The following is a 15,267-nucleotide window of genomic DNA, read 5'->3' on the forward strand; positions in this document are numbered from 1 at the left end:
GCCATCATTGCCGCCGGCTTGCAGGAACAGGCCATGGGCGCAATCATGCTGCAGGGAACCGGATCGGACGTCGGCAAATCGGTGCTGGTAGCGGGGCTATGCCGCGCCCTGCTCCGCCGAGGGTATCGCGTCCGCCCTTTCAAGCCTCAGAATATGTCGAACAATGCCGCCGTCACCGTCGATGGCGGCGAGATTGGCCGCGCACAGGCGCTGCAGGCGATCGCCTGCGGGGTCGAGGCGCATACGGACATGAACCCGGTGCTGATGAAGCCCCAGGCCGACCGGACGTCCCAGTTGATCGTCCATGGCCAGGTGCGCGGCACATTGGGCAGCGGCAATTTCCGCAGTGCGCGCGGACAGTTATTGGGCGCCGTGCTGGAAAGCTATGAGCGGCTGAAGGCGCAATGCGACATTGTCGTGGTCGAAGGCGCCGGATCGCCGGCCGAGATCAACCTGCGCGCCGGCGACATTGCGAACATGGGCTTTGCCCGTGCCGCTGACGTGCCGGTGCTGCTGGTCGGCGATATCGACCGGGGCGGCGTGATCGCGGCGATCGTCGGCACCAGGGCTGTGATTGATCCGGACGATGCCGCGATGATCGGCGGCTTCCTGATCAACAAGTTCCGGGGAGACCCCGCGCTGTTCGAGGATGGCTATCGCCAGATCGAAGCGCTGTCGGGCTGGCGCGGCTTTGGTGTTGTCCCTTGGCTGGAGGCGACCGCCCGTCTGCCCAGCGAGGATGCGGTGGCGCTGGAGCGGACAGCACAGCCCGGAACCGCGCGCACCATCATCGCCTGCCCCATCCTGCCGCGCATTTCCAATTTCGACGATCTCGACCCGTTCAAGCTCGATCCCGGCGTGGAATTGCGCATGGTGCCGCCTGGCCAGCCAATACCTGCCGAGGCCGCGCTGATCGTCCTGCCCGGCTCCAAGGCGACGATCGCCGACATGGCGGCCATGCGCACACAGGGCTGGGACATCGACATATTGGCGCATCATCGCCGCGGCGGCGCGATCCTGGGCATTTGCGGCGGATATCAGATGCTGGGGCAGCATATTGCCGATCCTGACGGTATCGAGGGACCGGCGGGCACGGTCGACGGCCTGGGGCTACTCGAAGTCGAGACGCGACTGTCGGCGGGCAAGCGACTGGAACGGGTCGAAGGTGTGGCGCTGGGCGCCGTCTTTGGCGGCTATGAGATGCATATCGGCGAAACGACTGGCCCCGACAGCGAGCGGCCCTTCGCACGCCTTGGCGGCAATGCAGATGGCGCGATCAGCGCCGACGGCCGGGTGATAGGCACCTATGTCCATGGCCTGCTCGCCAGCTGCCCGCTGCGCGCGGCCCTGCTTGCCCGGCTGGGCGTTGATGGCGGCGTGGCGGATTATGATAAGTCGGTCGACATGGCGCTGGATGCGATCGCCGCCCGGCTGGAAGAGCATCTGGACATCGACGCGATCGTCGCCTTGGCGCTGGGCTGAGCGCTCAGCCCTTAAACGCCAAATGGGCCGGAAACCTTGCGGTTTCCGGCCCATTTTATTCCTGTGAAGGAATGGTGCACCCGGAACGATTCGAACGTCCGACCCTCAGATTCGTAGTCTGATGCTCTATCCAGCTGAGCTACGGGTGCGTTGTGGAGGCGCAGATATAAGGGCCCGGCTGATCTGGCAACCCCCAAAAATCATCAATGTGAAATTTATGCGAAAATCGCCGACAAAAGCCCGTATTTCCAGGACTTGCCCCTCGCCGCCTATTGCTTGCGGCGCGGCCAGGGATGGAGAATCGGGATGTAGATGGCGGCAATGATGCCCAGCGCCAGGAAAGTGAGGCCGATCGCCAGGGCAATCACCCAGTAGCGCGGATCTTCCTGCGACACGAACCAGCCCGCAATCAGCGACGGGATGAACAGAAGGAGGCGTGCGATCCAGACCATGGATATTCCCCGCATGTCGTAACGATGCGTCGATCCTAGCATGCTGACTTCGGCAGGGAAAATAATCTGGAAGCCGCTCCAGCCTCTGATCGGTCATTCCCGATAGGGTGGCCGCAGTCGCATGCCCTTGGTCCGACTGGTCAGATGATATTGGCGACACAGCGCACAGCGATAAGGCCGCAGGACGATATCGGCCCGATGGACGACCGCCCAGGCCTCCTCCTCCGTGGCATAGCGTGCCTTGCGAGTGCAGATGCCCAATGTGGTGCGCATGATGGAATGCTTCGCCAGATCGCGCCCGCCGTCAATGCCGATTGACGCAGCAGAATATCAAGCAACCTCAGCGAGTTGCGTTCGATCGTTCAGCGATGAAGGAAAATGGTGCACCCGGAACGATTCGAACGTCCGACCCTCAGATTCGTAGTCTGATGCTCTATCCAGCTGAGCTACGGGTGCGTTGGAGTGGCGCTGTTAGAAGCGTCCGGCGGTGCTGGCAAGCACTTTCTTTCACTTTTTTCGACAATGCCCGAACCATGGGCGTTTTCGGCAACTTCCCGGCGGGCTGATCGTTTCGACGCTGGAAAGGATGCCGACATGAGCTTCACACCCAATGAGATTGCGCTGCTGCTGGTGGCGCTGCTGGCCGGCCTGGTGCTTGGCCTGATGATGAGCGGCCGAGGCAAATATAAGCGCCTGTGGCGCGAGGAGCAGAGCGCCCACCACCATGCCATCCGGGATCGCGATGCGCGGCTGAATGTCGCCAATGAACGGATCGCCGAACTGGAGCGACAGTCCGCACCGATCGGCCCCGGCACCGCGACGGCGGTTGCAGGCGGCGTGCAGGGCCGCGATGACCTCAGCCGCATCAACGGCATCAGCCAGACGCAGGAGGTCGCGCTCAATGAGGCGGGCTATCACCGTTATGGCCAGATCGCGGCGCTCAATAGCGAGCAGGAAGCGACGCTGGAAGCCCGCCTGGGGCTCAAGCCCGGCACGATCGCGCATGAGGACTGGCGCGGCCAGGCGCATGATCTGGAACGGGGCGAGAAGCCGGGCCTACTGAGCCGCCTCACCGGCCAGGCCTGACCCCCTGAAACCCTGAGCCCCCTGAAACGAAGAAGGGCGGGAGTTGCCTCCCGCCCTTTCCTCTTACTTCTTCGCCAGAGCGGCCTGCGCCGCGGCGAGGCGGGCGATCGGCACACGATAGGGCGAGGCCGAGACATAATCGAGGCCGGTCGCCTCGCAGAAGGCAATCGAGGCCGGATCACCACCATGTTCGCCGCAGATGCCGAGCTTGATGCCGGGGCGGGTCGCCCGACCGCGCTCGGCCGCCAGTTCGATGAGCTGACCCACGCCCTCCACATCGATGCTGACGAACGGATCGCGGGCGAAGATGCCCTTGTCGACATATTGGGTCAGGAAGCGGCCGGCGTCGTCACGGCTGATGCCGATCGTCGTCTGGGTGAGGTCGTTGGTGCCGAAGGAGAAGAATTCGCCGACTTCGGCGATTTCACCAGCCTTCAGCGCCGCGCGCGGCAGTTCGATCATCGTGCCGACCAGATAGTCGACCGACGCGCCCTGCTCCGCAAAGACGTCCTTGGCGACCTGATCGACGATCGCCTTCATCAGTTCCAGTTCCTTCTTCGTCGCGACGAGCGGGATCATGACTTCCGGGATCGGCGCTTCGCCGCTCCGTTCCTTCACGATCAGCGCGGCTTCGAAGATGGCGCGGGCCTGCATCTCGTAGATTTCGGGATAGGTCACGCCCAGGCGGCAACCGCGATGGCCCAGCATCGGGTTGAATTCATGCAGTTCGGCGGCACGACGCTTCAGCGCCTCGACACCGACGCCGGCCGCCTTGGCCACTTCCTCGAACTCCGCTTCGCCATGCGGCAGGAATTCGTGGAGCGGCGGATCGAGCAGGCGGATGGTCACGGGCAGGCCGGCCATCACCATGAAAATCTGGGCGAAATCGTCCCGCTGTTCGGGCAGCAGCTTGTCGAGCGCGACGCGGCGGCCCTTCTCGCTGTCGGCCAGGATCATTTCGCGCACGGCGGTGATGCGGGCCGCGTCGAAGAACATATGCTCGGTGCGGCACAGACCCACGCCTTCGGCACCGAAATCGCGTGCGGTCTGGCAGTCGAGCGGGGTTTCCGCATTGGCGCGGACCTTCAGGCGACGGACCTTGTCGGCCCAGGCCATCAGGATGCCGAAGTCGCCGGCCAGTTCGGGCTGCACGGTCGGCACTTCGCCCGCCATGACTTCGCCGGTGGCGCCGTCGATGGTCAGGATATCGCCTTCCTTCAGCTCGCGGCTGCCGATGCGCAGTATCTTGTTGGCATTGTCGATCGACAGGCTGCCCGCGCCCGAGACGCAGGGACGGCCCATGCCGCGCGCCACCACGGCGGCGTGGCTGGTCATACCACCACGCGCGGTCAGGATGCCCTTGGCCGCGTGCATGCCGTGAATATCTTCCGGACTGGTTTCGACGCGGACCAGGATGACGGCGTCGCCCAGTTCGTTGCGACGCTCGGCGGTGTCGGCATCGAACACGATCGCGCCGCTGGCCGCGCCCGGCGAGGCCGGCAGGCCCTTGGTCAGCACATCGCGCGGCGCCTTGGGATCGAGGGTCGGGTGGAGCAACTGGTCGAGCGCGGCGGGATCGACGCGGGCGACGGCTTCCTCTTCCGAGATCAGGCCTTCATTGGCCATTTCAACCGCGATCTTGAGCGCAGCCTTCGCCGTGCGCTTGCCCGAGCGGGTCTGGAGCATCCAGAGCTTGCCCTGCTGCACCGTGAACTCAATGTCCTGCATGTCGCGATAATGGGTTTCGAGGATGTCGAACACCCGTGCCAGTTCGGCATAGGTTTCCGGCATCGCCTCTTCCATCGACAGCGGCTTGGCCCCTGCCCGCTCGCGCGCCTGCTTGGTGAGGTACTGCGGCGTGCGGATGCCGGCAACGACGTCCTCGCCCTGAGCGTTGATCAGATATTCGCCATAATAGGCATTCTCGCCGGTCGCGGGGTCACGGGTGAAGGCGACGCCGGTGGCCGAGGTGTCGCCCATATTGCCGAACACCATCGCCTGCACATTGACGGCCGTGCCCCAGTCGCCGGGGATCGAGTTCAGGCGGCGATAGACCTTGGCGCGGTCCGCCTGCCAGCTGCCGAACACGGCCGAGATCGCACCCCAGAGCTGGTCGGCGACATCCTGCGGGAAAGGCTTGTTCCAGAGCTTGGCGACCAGCGCCTTATATTCCGAAACCAGCGCCTTCCAGTCGTCGGCGGTCATTTCGGTGTCGAGCGTGTAGCCCTGATCTTCCTTGGCGATTTCAAGGGCTTCCTCGAATGCGCCATGATCGAGTTCCAGCACCACGTCCGAATACATCTGGATGAAACGGCGATAGCTGTCCCAGGCGAAACGCTCGTCGCCCGATGCGGCGGCCAGGCCCAGCACAGTCTCGTCATTCAGGCCGAGATTGAGGACCGTGTCCATCATGCCCGGCATCGAGATGCGCGCGCCCGAGCGGACCGAAACTAGCAGCGGATCGGCAGCGTCGCCGAATTTCTTGCCGGTGACCGCCTCGATATGGGCGATGCCATTGGCGACTTCCGCCTTCAGGCTTTCGGGATAGACGCCGCCATCGGTATAATAGCGGGTGCACATTTCGGTGGTGATGGTGAAGCCCGGCGGCACCGGCAGGCCAATCGCGGCCATGCCGTCAAGGTTCGCGCCCTTGCCGCCCAGCAGATTCTTGTCGCCCTTGCCCCCATCGTTCACGCCACCGCCGAAACGATAAACATAGCGCGTCGAAGTGGTGCTCATCTGGGCCTCTTCCGTCATAACCATATACCGGCTCTCCCTGCACTGATTGCCGAGTTGTGCGTTGCAATAATAATGCCGCAATTAGCGGCTCAAGCCATTAGGGGATAGGACTTATCCCGCTTAACTTCGCATATTTCCCGCAGATTTTGGAATTTCGTTTCCTTATCCTGTAATCTTCGAAAAGTCGGCGACATTGTGCACTGCATCACGGACCCGCGCCAGCAGCGCGAGGCGAGTCGTGCGCTTCGCCCGATCAGCATCATTCACCGTCACGGTCTCAAAGAAGGCGTCGATCGGCGCGCGGAGCGTCGCGAGCGCGGCCATGGCGCCCTCGAACTCCTCGGCCGCGACAGCCTGTGCCGCCTGCGGTTCCGCCGCGTCGAGCGCAGCGATCAGATCAGCTTCCGCCTTTTCGGGTTCATAGGAAAGCGAAATCGCCTCCGCCTGCTCCACGCCTTCCTTCTTGAGGATATTGGCGGCGCGCTTGTAGCCCGCGAGCAGATTGGCGCCGTCGTCCGTCGCGACGAAGGACTGGAGCGCCTTCACGCGAGCGAGCAGGCGGACAAGGTCGTCCTCGCCGCCCAGCGCGAACACCGCGTCGATCAGGTCGTGGCGAACACCGGCTTCCTTCTGCTGGACCTTGAGACGGTCAGCGAAGAAGGGAATGATTTCAAAGCACGCTGCAATAATCGGCTTGGTCAGATCCGTTGGAGCAACAGATTTTCGAATTTTATCGGTGTACTCGCCAATATTCAGCTGATCAGGCGTAAACCCTGCCCGTTCAAATGCTTCAATATCACGTTTAATATCGGATCTCACATTGCCTAGCAGCAATGGTTGCAACAGATCAGGAACATAATCCGACTTCATCAGCTCAAACAATGGAAGACGGATGTTGTTATTCTGAATGGTTGCGAGAACGGCAAGAGCGGCGCGACGCAGGGCAAACGGATCCTTAGATCCAGTCGGCGACATCCCGAAGGCGAAAAAGCTCACCAAAGTATCCAGCTTGTCCGCCAAACTGACCGCCACCGTGACCGGCGCGGTGGGGACGTCGTCGCCCTGCCCAACCGGCTTGTAATGGTCGCGGATCGCATCGGCGACGGCGTCGGGCAGGCCTTCGGCGCGGGCGTAATAGCCACCCATAACGCCCTGCAGTTCAGGGAATTCGCCGACCATTTCGGTGACGAGGTCCGCCTTGCACAGTTCCGCTGCCTGGCGCGCCAGCGCCGGGTCACAGTTCGGCACGATACCTTCGCTCGCCAGCCATTCGGCCAGCTTTGCGACGCGCTCGACCTTGTCGGCGACGGTGCCCAGCTTCTCATGGAAGGTGATGCGGCCAAGCTTCTTCGCCTGCTCGGCGAGCGGGGTCTTGCGGTCCTGCTGCCAGAAGAAGCGGGCGTCGCTCAGGCGCGCGGCCAGCACCTTGCGGTTACCAGCGACGATCGCCACGCCGCCATCCTTCGCCTCGATATTGGCGGTGCAGATGAAGGCCGGGGCCAGCTTGCCCGCTGCATCGCGCAGCACGAAATATTTCTGGTTGATACGCAGGGTTAGCTGAATGACTTCAGGCGGAACCTCAAGAAATTCCGGATCGAAATCGCCGAGTAATGGCACCGGCCATTCGGTAAGGCCGGCATTCTCCGCGACCAGGCCCTTGTCCTCGATCACGCTATAGCCCTTCGCTGCAGCGGCCTCGCCGGCCTTCGCCTCGATGATCGCCTGACGCTCCTGATGCGAGACGATGACATAAGCGGCGCGCAACTTGTCGGCATAGTCATCGGCGCCGTCGATGCGGATCGCCCCGGTCGAATGGAAGCGATGGCCCACCGTCTCGCGACCAGCCTCGATCCCTTCGATCGACAGCGGAACGATCTCGCCGCCGAGCAGCGCGATGATGCCCTGCAGCGGGCGGACCCAGCGCAGGCTTTCGGTGGTGGCACTGGCCGCGCCCCAGCGCATCGACTTGGGCCAGGGGAATGCACGGATGACTGCCGGCACGGCTTCGGCCAGCACGTCGGTGGTGGCACGGCCGGGCTTGTTCACCACGGCGAACCAGACGCCGTCGCGATCCTCCAACTGATCCTGGGTCAGGCCGGTCTTGCGCAGAAAGCCTTCGAGCGCCTGCGCCGGGGCGCTGGTGCGGGGCCCCTTGAACTCCTCGCTGACCGCCGCGGTTTCCAGCGGCAGGTCGCGGGCGATCAGCGCCAGGCGGCGCGGCGTGACGAAGCTGTCGATCGACGCGGGCTTGAGCCCGGCCTTGGCCAGTTCCTCGGTGAAGAGGCGCGCCAGATCGTCGGACGCCTTCAATTGCATGCGCGCGGGAATTTCCTCGCAGCGCAGTTCAAGGAGGAAATCGGTCATCAGGCGGTCCATCCGTTGGTCTTCATCCACGCTTCGCAGCTACCCTTCGCCATGTCGCGGACCTGGCCCATATAGCTGGCGCGCTCCTGCACGGAGATCACGCCGCGCGCCTGCAGCAGATTGAAGGTGTGGCTGGCCTTGATCGCCTGCTCGAAGGCCGCGAGCGGCACATCATTGGCGATGCACTGGTCATATTCGGCTTTGCAGTCCTTGAACCAGCGGAACAGTTTTTCGGTGTCGGCGACCTCGAAATTCCATTTCGACATCTGCCGCTCATTTTCCAGGAACACGTCGCCATAGGTGACGCCCTGGTCGTTGAACTTCAGGTCATAGACGCTGTCGACGCCCTGAATATACATGGCGAGGCGTTCAAGGCCGTAGGTCAGCTCGCCCGCGACCGGCTTGCAATCATAGCCACCCATCTGCTGGAAATAGGTGAACTGGGTGACTTCCATGCCGTCGCACCAGACTTCCCAGCCCAGGCCCCAGGCGCCGAGCGTCGGACTTTCCCAGTCATCCTCGACAAAGCGGATATCGTGGACCAGCGGGTCGATGCCGATTTCCCGAAGGCTGCCCAGATACAGCTCCTGCAGGTTCGCAGGGCTGGGCTTCATGATCACCTGATATTGGTAATAATGCTGCAGCCGGTTCGGATTCTCGCCATAGCGGCCGTCGGTCGGACGACGGCTAGGCTGGACATAGGCCGCGTTCCAGGGCTTGGGGCCCAGGCTGCGCAGCGTGGTCGCCGGGTGGAACGTACCCGCCCCCACTTCCATGTCGTAGGGCTGAAGAATGACACAACCCTGCTTGCCCCAATAGGCGTGCAGGGTGAGAATGAGGTCCTGGAAGGAAAGCGCTTTGCCCTCGGCCACCGGTGGTCCTTGCAATAATGACAGATTATGGTCGGCCGCGCCTTGGCGCAGCGCGGGCCAAGGGTCAAGGAAAAGCCGCGTCGAACAGGGTTAAGCCGCTTGCCCTGCGCGCCCGGCGCCCGCATGGAAGGGATATGAGACTGACCGCTTTCCCGTCCTGCTGGCTTTCCGCGGGACTTTTGCTGCTCGGCGCCTTGGGCCAGACCCAGCCCCTCGCCGCCCGCGAACCCGCCAACATCGCTGTCAACATCGCCCCTGCCCTGTGGCAGGTGAAGGATGACGACACGACCATCTATCTGTTCGGCACCGTCCATGTGCTGAAACCGGGGATCGACTGGTTCAAGGGCGGGGTGAAGCAGGCGTTCGACGCGTCGGACGAACTGGTGCTGGAAATCATCGAGCCCGAAAACCCCGACGAGATGGCGCAGATGATGGCGGGCAAGGCGATGGCGACCGATCGGGTCGCCCTGTCCACCCGGCTCGCGCCCGACGCCGCGCAGAAATATCGCGCGGCGATGGTGGCGGCCGGGGTGCCCTGGCAGTCGTTCGAGGCGTTCAATCCCTGGATGGCGGGCATGATCCTGTCGGTCGCGCCGCTGCAGAAACTGGGCTACCAGTCCGATATCGGCGCGGAGAAGATCTTGCGCGCCGCAGCCGAGAAGGCCGGCAAGAAGGTCGGCGCGCTGGAAACGGTGGAGCAGCAGCTCAATTTCTTCGCCGACCTGCCGATGGCGCAACAAGTCGAGTTCCTCAACGCCACGGTCGAGGGCATGGACGGCATGGAAGGCGAGTTCGCCGCCCTGCTCAACCATTGGCAGACCGGCCAGCCGGAAAAGCTGGCCGACGAAATGAACGATTCGCTCAAGGCCACGCCGGAACTGGCGCAGGTGCTGCTGATCAACCGCAACGCCAATTGGGCCAAGTGGATCAAGGCGCGACTGGACCAGCCCGGCACCGTCTTCGTCGCCGTCGGCGCGGGCCATCTGGCCGGCAAGGGCAGCGTGCAGGATCAGTTGAAGACACTGGGCATCGCCAGCGCGCGTGTGAAGCAGGGGGAATAAGGCCATGAAAAGCTGGATGATCCGTTTCCTGGCCCTCTGCGGTCTTGCGCTACTCGCCGCGTGCGGCAGCGAGCAGAAGGCCCCTGCCCCCAAGGTCGAGGCCGGCCAGGGCCCGGCACTGTGGCGGGTCGAGCGCGCGGGGCTAGACGGCTGGATCTTCGGCACCATCCATGTCCTGCCCGAAGGGGTCGACTGGCAGACGCCGACGATCAAGCAGGCCTGGAAGGACGCCGACCAGCTGGTGCTGGAGGCCGCCGACCTGCAGGACCAGCAGAAGACGCTGGGCCTGTTCGAAAGCATGGGCCGCAGCCCCAACCTGCCCGCGCTCGACGCGCGTGTGCCGGCGGGCGAGCGCCCCGAACTCGACCGGATCGTCAAGGAAGGCGGCACCAGCGCGCAGGCGTTGTCGGGCTATGAAAGCTGGGCGGCCGCCATGCTGCTGTCGGCCGCGTCGCAGGAAAGCCTGAACGTCAGCCAGGCCAATGGCGTCGAGCCGGTACTGATCGCCGCCTTCAAGGGCCGGCCGATCGGTGGCCTCGAAACCGTCGAGCGCCAGTTCGGCGCCTTTGACGGCCTGCCCGAAGCGGCGCAGCGCAAGCTGCTGATCCAGACCATCCATGAAGCCAAGGACATGAAGGCGCTCTATAATCGCATCCTGAGCGCCTGGGCCAAGGGCGACATGGAGGCGATCGCCAAGGAGGACCAGAATGGCGAGCAGCCCGATCCGGTGGTCGAGGATGCGATCCTGACCGCGCGCAACCGCGACTGGGTCGGCGCGGTCGACAAGTTGAAGGGCCGCCCCTTCATCGCGGTGGGCGCCGGCCACCTGACCGGCAAGGACAATCTCGTCGACCTGCTCAAGGCCAAGGGCTACAAGGTCACGCGCGTGCAATAAGCCAACGCTAAACTTGCTTTATCGCCGCTTTCTGCTACAGGGCCGCCTTCCCGCGATGGTCATCCCTGGAGGCGTGGCGGGAAAATTGTATCAAATTTGCTTTTGGAGACACGCAATGAGCGAGCAGCTTACGCTGTCGGCCGAGGCACGCGATCGGGCAGGCAAGGGAGCCTCCCGCGCCCTCCGCCGTGAGGGCCGCGTACCCGCCGTCATCTATGGTATGAACGAAGAACCCCTGTCGATCCACGTCGAGGAAAAGCTCCTCAACAAGCAGCTCGGCACCGGTCATTTCTTCAATTCGGTCATCATGGTCGAAGTCGGCGGCAAGACCGTCCGCACCCTCGCCAAGGATGTGGCCTTCCACCCCGTGACCGATCGTCCGCTGCACGCCGACTTCCTGCGCGTTTCGGAACATGCCACCGTGACCGTCGCTGTCCCGGTGCGCTTCGAGAATGAAGACGCCTCGCCCGGCCTCAAGAAGGGTGGCGTGCTGAACGTCGTCCGTCACGACGTCGAACTGGTCGTCGATGCCGCCGAGATCCCCGATGACGTCGTCGTCGACCTCAAGGGCTTCGAAGTCGGCGATTCGATCCACATCAGCGCCGTGACCCTGCCCAAGGGCGCGAAGGCTGCGATCGAAGACCGCGACTTCACCATCGCCACCATCGTCGCTCCCTCGGCTCTCAAGAGCGCCGAAGGCGAAGCCGCCGAGGGCGAAGGCGAGTAATCGCCTTACAGCTTGCTTGCAGGCTGGAAATTCCGATCCCGTCCGCCTAACCGGCGGGCGGGATTTTTCTTTTCATGCGAGATAGACGATGCAGATCTGGGCCGGCCTCGGCAATCCGGGGCAGCAATATGCGATGCACCGGCACAATGTCGGCTTCATGGCCGTGGACCTGATCGCCGACATGTATCGCTTCTCGCCGCCCAAGAAGCAGTTCCAGGGCTGGGTGCAGGAAGGGCGGATCGGCCCGGAGAAGGTCATCCTGCTCAAGCCCGCCACCTTCATGAACGAAAGCGGCCGCGCGATCGGCGAGGCCATGCGCTTCTACAAGCTGACGCCGCAGGACGTGACCGTCTTCCACGACGAACTCGACCTCGCCCCGATGAAGGTCAAGGTGAAGCGCGGCGGCGGCAATGCCGGCCATAACGGCCTGCGGTCGACCGACGCCCATATCGGCAATGATTTCCGCCGCGTGCGCCTGGGCATCGGCCATCCCGGCCACAAGGACAAGGTCCATGGCTATGTGCTGGGCAATTACCACAAGAGCGAGATGGACGCGCTGGCCGACATGCTGGGCGCGATCGGTGCCGAGGCGGAATGGCTGGCCAAGAATGACGACGCCCGCTTCATGAACGAAGTGGCGCTGCGGCTGGCCGACTGAGGCGGTTCAGAGGCCCAGAAATTTGAAGGCCGGCGCATCCTTGAACTGGCCGCTGACCTCGCCCGAATAGGTTTTCGTCTGGTTCGGGCCAAGATCGAGCTTCCTCACCTTCACGGAAGAGGCAAAGTCGATCGTCTTCAGGTCGACCCAGAAGCTGTTGGGCGTCATCGCGGATTCGAAGAAATAGAGCTTGCGCTTGTGATCTGCGACTGTGCGCCAGCGGGTCGAGGAGATATTGGGCTGATCCGGGGTCGAGATGCCGAGTGGCACCGAGACATTGCGGATCACGCTGAACACGCTGGCCAGCGCCGTCACCGGGTCTTCGCTCTTGGGAATGGCCTTCACATAGAAGGAGGCGCGGGCGAAGCGATCGGCCGAGCGGTTGGTGCCCGGCAACATGGTCGTTCCGCCAATATCCTTCCAATAGGCGTTGAGCGCCAGTTGCTCATCGAAGATCGGCGAATTGGTCATCACCGGATATTGCGGGCCGTGATGGATCACCAGCTTGCCCTTGATATATTCGAAGATGGCACTGTCGCCCGATGCGTCCGAGATCGCGAGATGAAGCGTGCCGAGCCGTTCCTCACCCGGAATATTGTCGGTGACGACGACGAAGCTTTCCTTGGACAGTTCATCGACGGCTGCCTTCACCGTGGCGAAATTGTCGAGCACATATTGGGTCCAGATGGCGATGCTCATGCCCGGCTGCTTGCCGTCGAAATGGGGATATTCGGATTCGACCAGCCACAGGAGATTGGCGGTCAGCCCCGCCTCGTTCATGCCGTCGGTAGTAGAAATGTCGTAGCCGGTGGCGATCACGCTGCCATAGCGGGACGTCCATTTGACCGAATTGGGGCCAGCCTCCCCGCTGCGCGCAATGCCGCGCGGAAAGATCCAGAGGTTGGTGCCGACATCCACCTTCCAGTCCATCGACCGGGCTGTGATCACATCATCATTGGCGCCATGATAGACTAGGCGCGTGCAGGCATCGGCCGATACCGAAGCCAGTTGCGCCGTCAGCAGCGCAAGACCGGACAGGAAAGCGGGCAGACGAGACATGAAACCTCCTACAAAGGTCACGATACTGTCACTGAAAATGCCGATTTTCTGAATAGTTGCCATGGGTGATAACCCGCATGACGGCTTTGGCCAACCCGTCTCTTGCGCAGTAATCGCATGCGATCACGGCCGCCCGCACCTTCGGCGCGACAAAGCGCATTGCGCAGTGCAGCATGAACAAGCCATAGAGGCGTAACGACTTATTAGGCAAAGCAGGGGACAGAGGTGATCCAGACCGTCGCGACCACGCCTTTCGACGACCAGAAGCCCGGCACATCGGGCCTGCGCAAGAAGGTTCGGGTCTTCCAGCAGCCCCATTATGCGGAAAATTTCATCCAGTCGGTGTTCGACAGCCTGGACAGCTATGCCGGCCAGACCCTGGTGATCGGCGGCGATGGCCGCTATCTCAATCGCGAAGTCATCCAGATCGCACTCAGGATGGCGGCGGCCAATGGCTTTGGCCGGGTGCTGGTTGGCCAGGGCGGCATATTGTCGACCCCGGCTGCGTCGCATCTGATCCGCTCGTCCGGCGCCTTTGGCGGGCTGGTGCTGTCGGCCAGCCATAATCCGGGTGGCCCGGACGAGGATTTCGGCATCAAATATAATGTGTCGAACGGCGGGCCAGCCCCCGAAAAGGTGACCGACGCGATCCACGCGCGGACCCTGACGATCGACAGCTATCGCATCCTCGATGCCGCCGACGTCGATATCGACACGCTCGGCACCAGCCAGTTGGGCGCCATGACCGTCGAGGTGGTCGATCCGGTCGCCGGCTATGCCGCGTTGATGGAAAGCCTGTTCGATTTCCCCGCGATCAGGGCGATGATCGCCGGTGGCTTCACCCTCGCCTTCGACTCGATGAGCGCGGTGACCGGCCCCTATGCGACCGAGATTTTCGAAAAGCGCCTGGGCGCACCGGCCGGAACGGTGATGAACGGCACCCCCCTGCCCGATTTCGGCCATCACCATCCCGACCCCAATCTGGTTCATGCCAAGGCCCTCTATGACCGGATGATGGCCACCAATGCGCCCGACTTCGGCGCTGCGTCGGACGGCGACGGCGACCGCAACCTGATCATCGGCCGCCATTGCTATGTGACGCCCTCGGACTCGCTCGCGGTGCTGGCCGCCAATGCCCATCTGGCGCCCGGCTATGCCGGTGGCCTCAAGGGTATCGCCCGCTCCATGCCGACCAGCGGCGCAGCCGATCGGGTGGCGGAGAAGCTGGGCATCCCGCTCTACGAAACGCCGACCGGCTGGAAATTCTTCGGCAATCTGCTCGACGCCGGCATGGCAACGATCTGTGGCGAGGAGAGCGCCGGCACCGGGTCCGACCATGTGCGCGAGAAGGACGGCATCTGGGCCGTCCTGCTGTGGCTCAACATCCTGGCCGCGCGCCAGCAGAGCGTGGCCGACATCATGGCCGATCATTGGGCGACCTATGGCCGCAACTATTATGCCCGCCACGACTATGAAGCGATCGCCAAGGACAAGGCCGATGCGCTGATGGCCGCGTTGCGCGACACGCTCGCCAGCCTGCCCGGCACCGGCAACAGCGGCGGCACGGTGAAGGCGGCGGACGATTTCGCCTATGCCGACCCGACCGACCAGTCAGTGAGCAAGAACCAGGGCGTGCGCATATTGTTCGAGGATGGATCGCGCGTCGTCTTCCGCCTGTCGGGCACCGGCACCGAGGGAGCCACCTTGCGCGTCTATATCGAGCGCTATGTCGGGCCGGACGGCGATCTGGCGCTGGCCACCGGCGATGCGCTGGCGCCGCTGGTCGCGGCCGCACAAGAACTGGCCGACATTGCCGGCTATACCGGCATGGACCAGCCCAGCGTCATCACCTGAACCGGTTCACCATCGCTT

Annotated in this window: 13 protein-coding genes and 2 tRNA genes; 7 read left to right on the top strand and 8 right to left on the bottom strand. The window is 63.4% G+C overall.

Annotation, left to right across the window (positions count from 1 at the left end):
- Window positions 1-33: 33 nt before the first annotated feature.
- The gene (locus VHN57_RS08210; RefSeq protein ID WP_278986259.1) at window positions 34-1,482 is read left to right on the top strand and encodes a cobyric acid synthase; all 1,449 of its coding nucleotides are present in this window, start codon (window positions 34-36) and stop codon (window positions 1,480-1,482) included.
- 72 nt (window positions 1,483-1,554) lie between these two features.
- Here VHN57_RS08210 and VHN57_RS08215 read toward each other — a convergent pair.
- From VHN57_RS08215 to VHN57_RS08230, 4 genes are all read right to left on the bottom strand, one after another.
- A tRNA-Arg gene (locus VHN57_RS08215) sits at window positions 1,555-1,631 on the bottom strand.
- Window positions 1,632-1,751: 120 nt separating this feature from the next.
- Entirely contained in the window at window positions 1,752-1,934 is a 183-nt protein-coding gene (locus tag VHN57_RS08220; protein WP_004207302.1) for a hypothetical protein, read from the bottom strand.
- Between the two features lie 93 nt (window positions 1,935-2,027).
- Window positions 2,028-2,207, bottom strand: a complete 180-nt coding sequence (locus VHN57_RS08225; RefSeq protein ID WP_004207303.1) for a hypothetical protein — start codon at window positions 2,205-2,207, stop codon at window positions 2,028-2,030.
- Between the two features lie 106 nt (window positions 2,208-2,313).
- A tRNA-Arg gene (locus tag VHN57_RS08230) sits at window positions 2,314-2,390 on the bottom strand.
- A gap of 138 nt (window positions 2,391-2,528) precedes the next feature.
- Between VHN57_RS08230 and VHN57_RS08235 the strand changes: the two genes are divergently transcribed.
- The gene (locus tag VHN57_RS08235) at window positions 2,529-3,020 is read left to right on the top strand and encodes a hypothetical protein (RefSeq protein WP_278986257.1); all 492 of its coding nucleotides are present in this window, start codon (window positions 2,529-2,531) and stop codon (window positions 3,018-3,020) included.
- A gap of 63 nt (window positions 3,021-3,083) precedes the next feature.
- On the opposite strand, the gene ppdK is transcribed toward VHN57_RS08235, so the two are convergent.
- From ppdK to VHN57_RS08250, 3 genes are all read right to left on the bottom strand, one after another.
- Window positions 3,084-5,783: a pyruvate, phosphate dikinase gene (ppdK, locus tag VHN57_RS08240; RefSeq protein ID WP_125985937.1), complete on the bottom strand. Its 2,700-nt coding sequence runs from the start codon at window positions 5,781-5,783 to the stop codon at window positions 3,084-3,086.
- 138 nt (window positions 5,784-5,921) lie between these two features.
- Window positions 5,922-8,123 (bottom strand): glycine--tRNA ligase subunit beta, encoded by a 2,202-nt coding sequence (gene glyS / locus VHN57_RS08245; protein ID WP_278986255.1) that lies wholly within the window; start codon window positions 8,121-8,123, stop codon window positions 5,922-5,924.
- Window positions 8,123-8,995 (bottom strand): glycine--tRNA ligase subunit alpha, encoded by an 873-nt coding sequence (locus tag VHN57_RS08250; RefSeq protein ID WP_004207307.1) that lies wholly within the window; start codon window positions 8,993-8,995, stop codon window positions 8,123-8,125. Before VHN57_RS08250 ends, glyS begins: the two co-directional genes overlap by 1 nt.
- 134 nt (window positions 8,996-9,129) lie before the next feature.
- Between VHN57_RS08250 and VHN57_RS08255 the strand changes: the two genes are divergently transcribed.
- The 4 genes from VHN57_RS08255 (at window position 9,130) to pth (ending at window position 12,336) form a co-directional block, all read left to right on the top strand.
- Window positions 9,130-10,056 (top strand): TraB/GumN family protein, encoded by a 927-nt coding sequence (locus VHN57_RS08255; protein WP_278986253.1) that lies wholly within the window; start codon window positions 9,130-9,132, stop codon window positions 10,054-10,056.
- A gap of 4 nt (window positions 10,057-10,060) precedes the next feature.
- Window positions 10,061-10,951, top strand: a complete 891-nt coding sequence (locus VHN57_RS08260) for a TraB/GumN family protein (RefSeq protein WP_278986251.1) — start codon at window positions 10,061-10,063, stop codon at window positions 10,949-10,951.
- Window positions 10,952-11,066: 115 nt separating this feature from the next.
- Window positions 11,067-11,678 carry a 50S ribosomal protein L25/general stress protein Ctc gene (locus tag VHN57_RS08265; RefSeq protein ID WP_004207310.1) on the top strand — a complete coding sequence of 204 codons (612 nt, stop codon included), beginning with the start codon at window positions 11,067-11,069 and terminating at the stop codon, window positions 11,676-11,678.
- An 88-nt stretch (window positions 11,679-11,766) separates the two neighbouring features.
- Window positions 11,767-12,336 (top strand): aminoacyl-tRNA hydrolase, encoded by a 570-nt coding sequence (gene pth / locus VHN57_RS08270; protein ID WP_278986250.1) that lies wholly within the window; start codon window positions 11,767-11,769, stop codon window positions 12,334-12,336.
- Between the two features lie 6 nt (window positions 12,337-12,342).
- Here the strand turns inward: pth and VHN57_RS08275 are convergent, their stop codons facing one another.
- Window positions 12,343-13,395 (bottom strand): linear amide C-N hydrolase, encoded by a 1,053-nt coding sequence (locus VHN57_RS08275; protein ID WP_278986248.1) that lies wholly within the window; start codon window positions 13,393-13,395, stop codon window positions 12,343-12,345.
- A gap of 225 nt (window positions 13,396-13,620) precedes the next feature.
- Here VHN57_RS08275 and VHN57_RS08280 point away from each other — a divergent pair, with 225 nt between their 5' ends.
- Window positions 13,621-15,249: an alpha-D-glucose phosphate-specific phosphoglucomutase gene (locus VHN57_RS08280; RefSeq protein WP_278986247.1), complete on the top strand. Its 1,629-nt coding sequence runs from the start codon at window positions 13,621-13,623 to the stop codon at window positions 15,247-15,249.
- Window positions 15,250-15,267: the final 18 nt, after the last annotated feature.

This window comes from Sphingobium salicis subsp. salicis (assembly GCF_049472635.1).
Classification (GTDB): Bacteria; Pseudomonadota; Alphaproteobacteria; order Sphingomonadales; family Sphingomonadaceae; genus Sphingobium; species Sphingobium yanoikuyae_A.

Bases quoted from the DNA above. Each gene is read 5' to 3' on its own strand.
- VHN57_RS08210 (WP_278986259.1), top strand. From the start codon at position 34: ATGGGCGCAATCATGCTGCAGGGAACCGGATCGGACGTCGGCAAATCG.
- VHN57_RS08220 (WP_004207302.1), bottom strand. From the start codon at position 1,934: ATGGTCTGGATCGCACGCCTCCTTCTGTTCATCCCGTCGCTGATTGCG.
- VHN57_RS08225 (WP_004207303.1), bottom strand. From the start codon at position 2,207: ATGCGCACCACATTGGGCATCTGCACTCGCAAGGCACGCTATGCCACG.
- VHN57_RS08235 (WP_278986257.1), top strand. From the start codon at position 2,529: ATGAGCTTCACACCCAATGAGATTGCGCTGCTGCTGGTGGCGCTGCTG.
- ppdK (WP_125985937.1), bottom strand. From the start codon at position 5,783: ATGGTTATGACGGAAGAGGCCCAGATGAGCACCACTTCGACGCGCTAT.
- glyS (WP_278986255.1), bottom strand. From the start codon at position 8,123: ATGACCGATTTCCTCCTTGAACTGCGCTGCGAGGAAATTCCCGCGCGC.
- VHN57_RS08255 (WP_278986253.1), top strand. From the start codon at position 9,130: ATGAGACTGACCGCTTTCCCGTCCTGCTGGCTTTCCGCGGGACTTTTG.
- VHN57_RS08260 (WP_278986251.1), top strand. From the start codon at position 10,061: ATGAAAAGCTGGATGATCCGTTTCCTGGCCCTCTGCGGTCTTGCGCTA.
- VHN57_RS08265 (WP_004207310.1), top strand. From the start codon at position 11,067: ATGAGCGAGCAGCTTACGCTGTCGGCCGAGGCACGCGATCGGGCAGGC.
- pth (WP_278986250.1), top strand. From the start codon at position 11,767: ATGCAGATCTGGGCCGGCCTCGGCAATCCGGGGCAGCAATATGCGATG.
- VHN57_RS08275 (WP_278986248.1), bottom strand. From the start codon at position 13,395: ATGTCTCGTCTGCCCGCTTTCCTGTCCGGTCTTGCGCTGCTGACGGCG.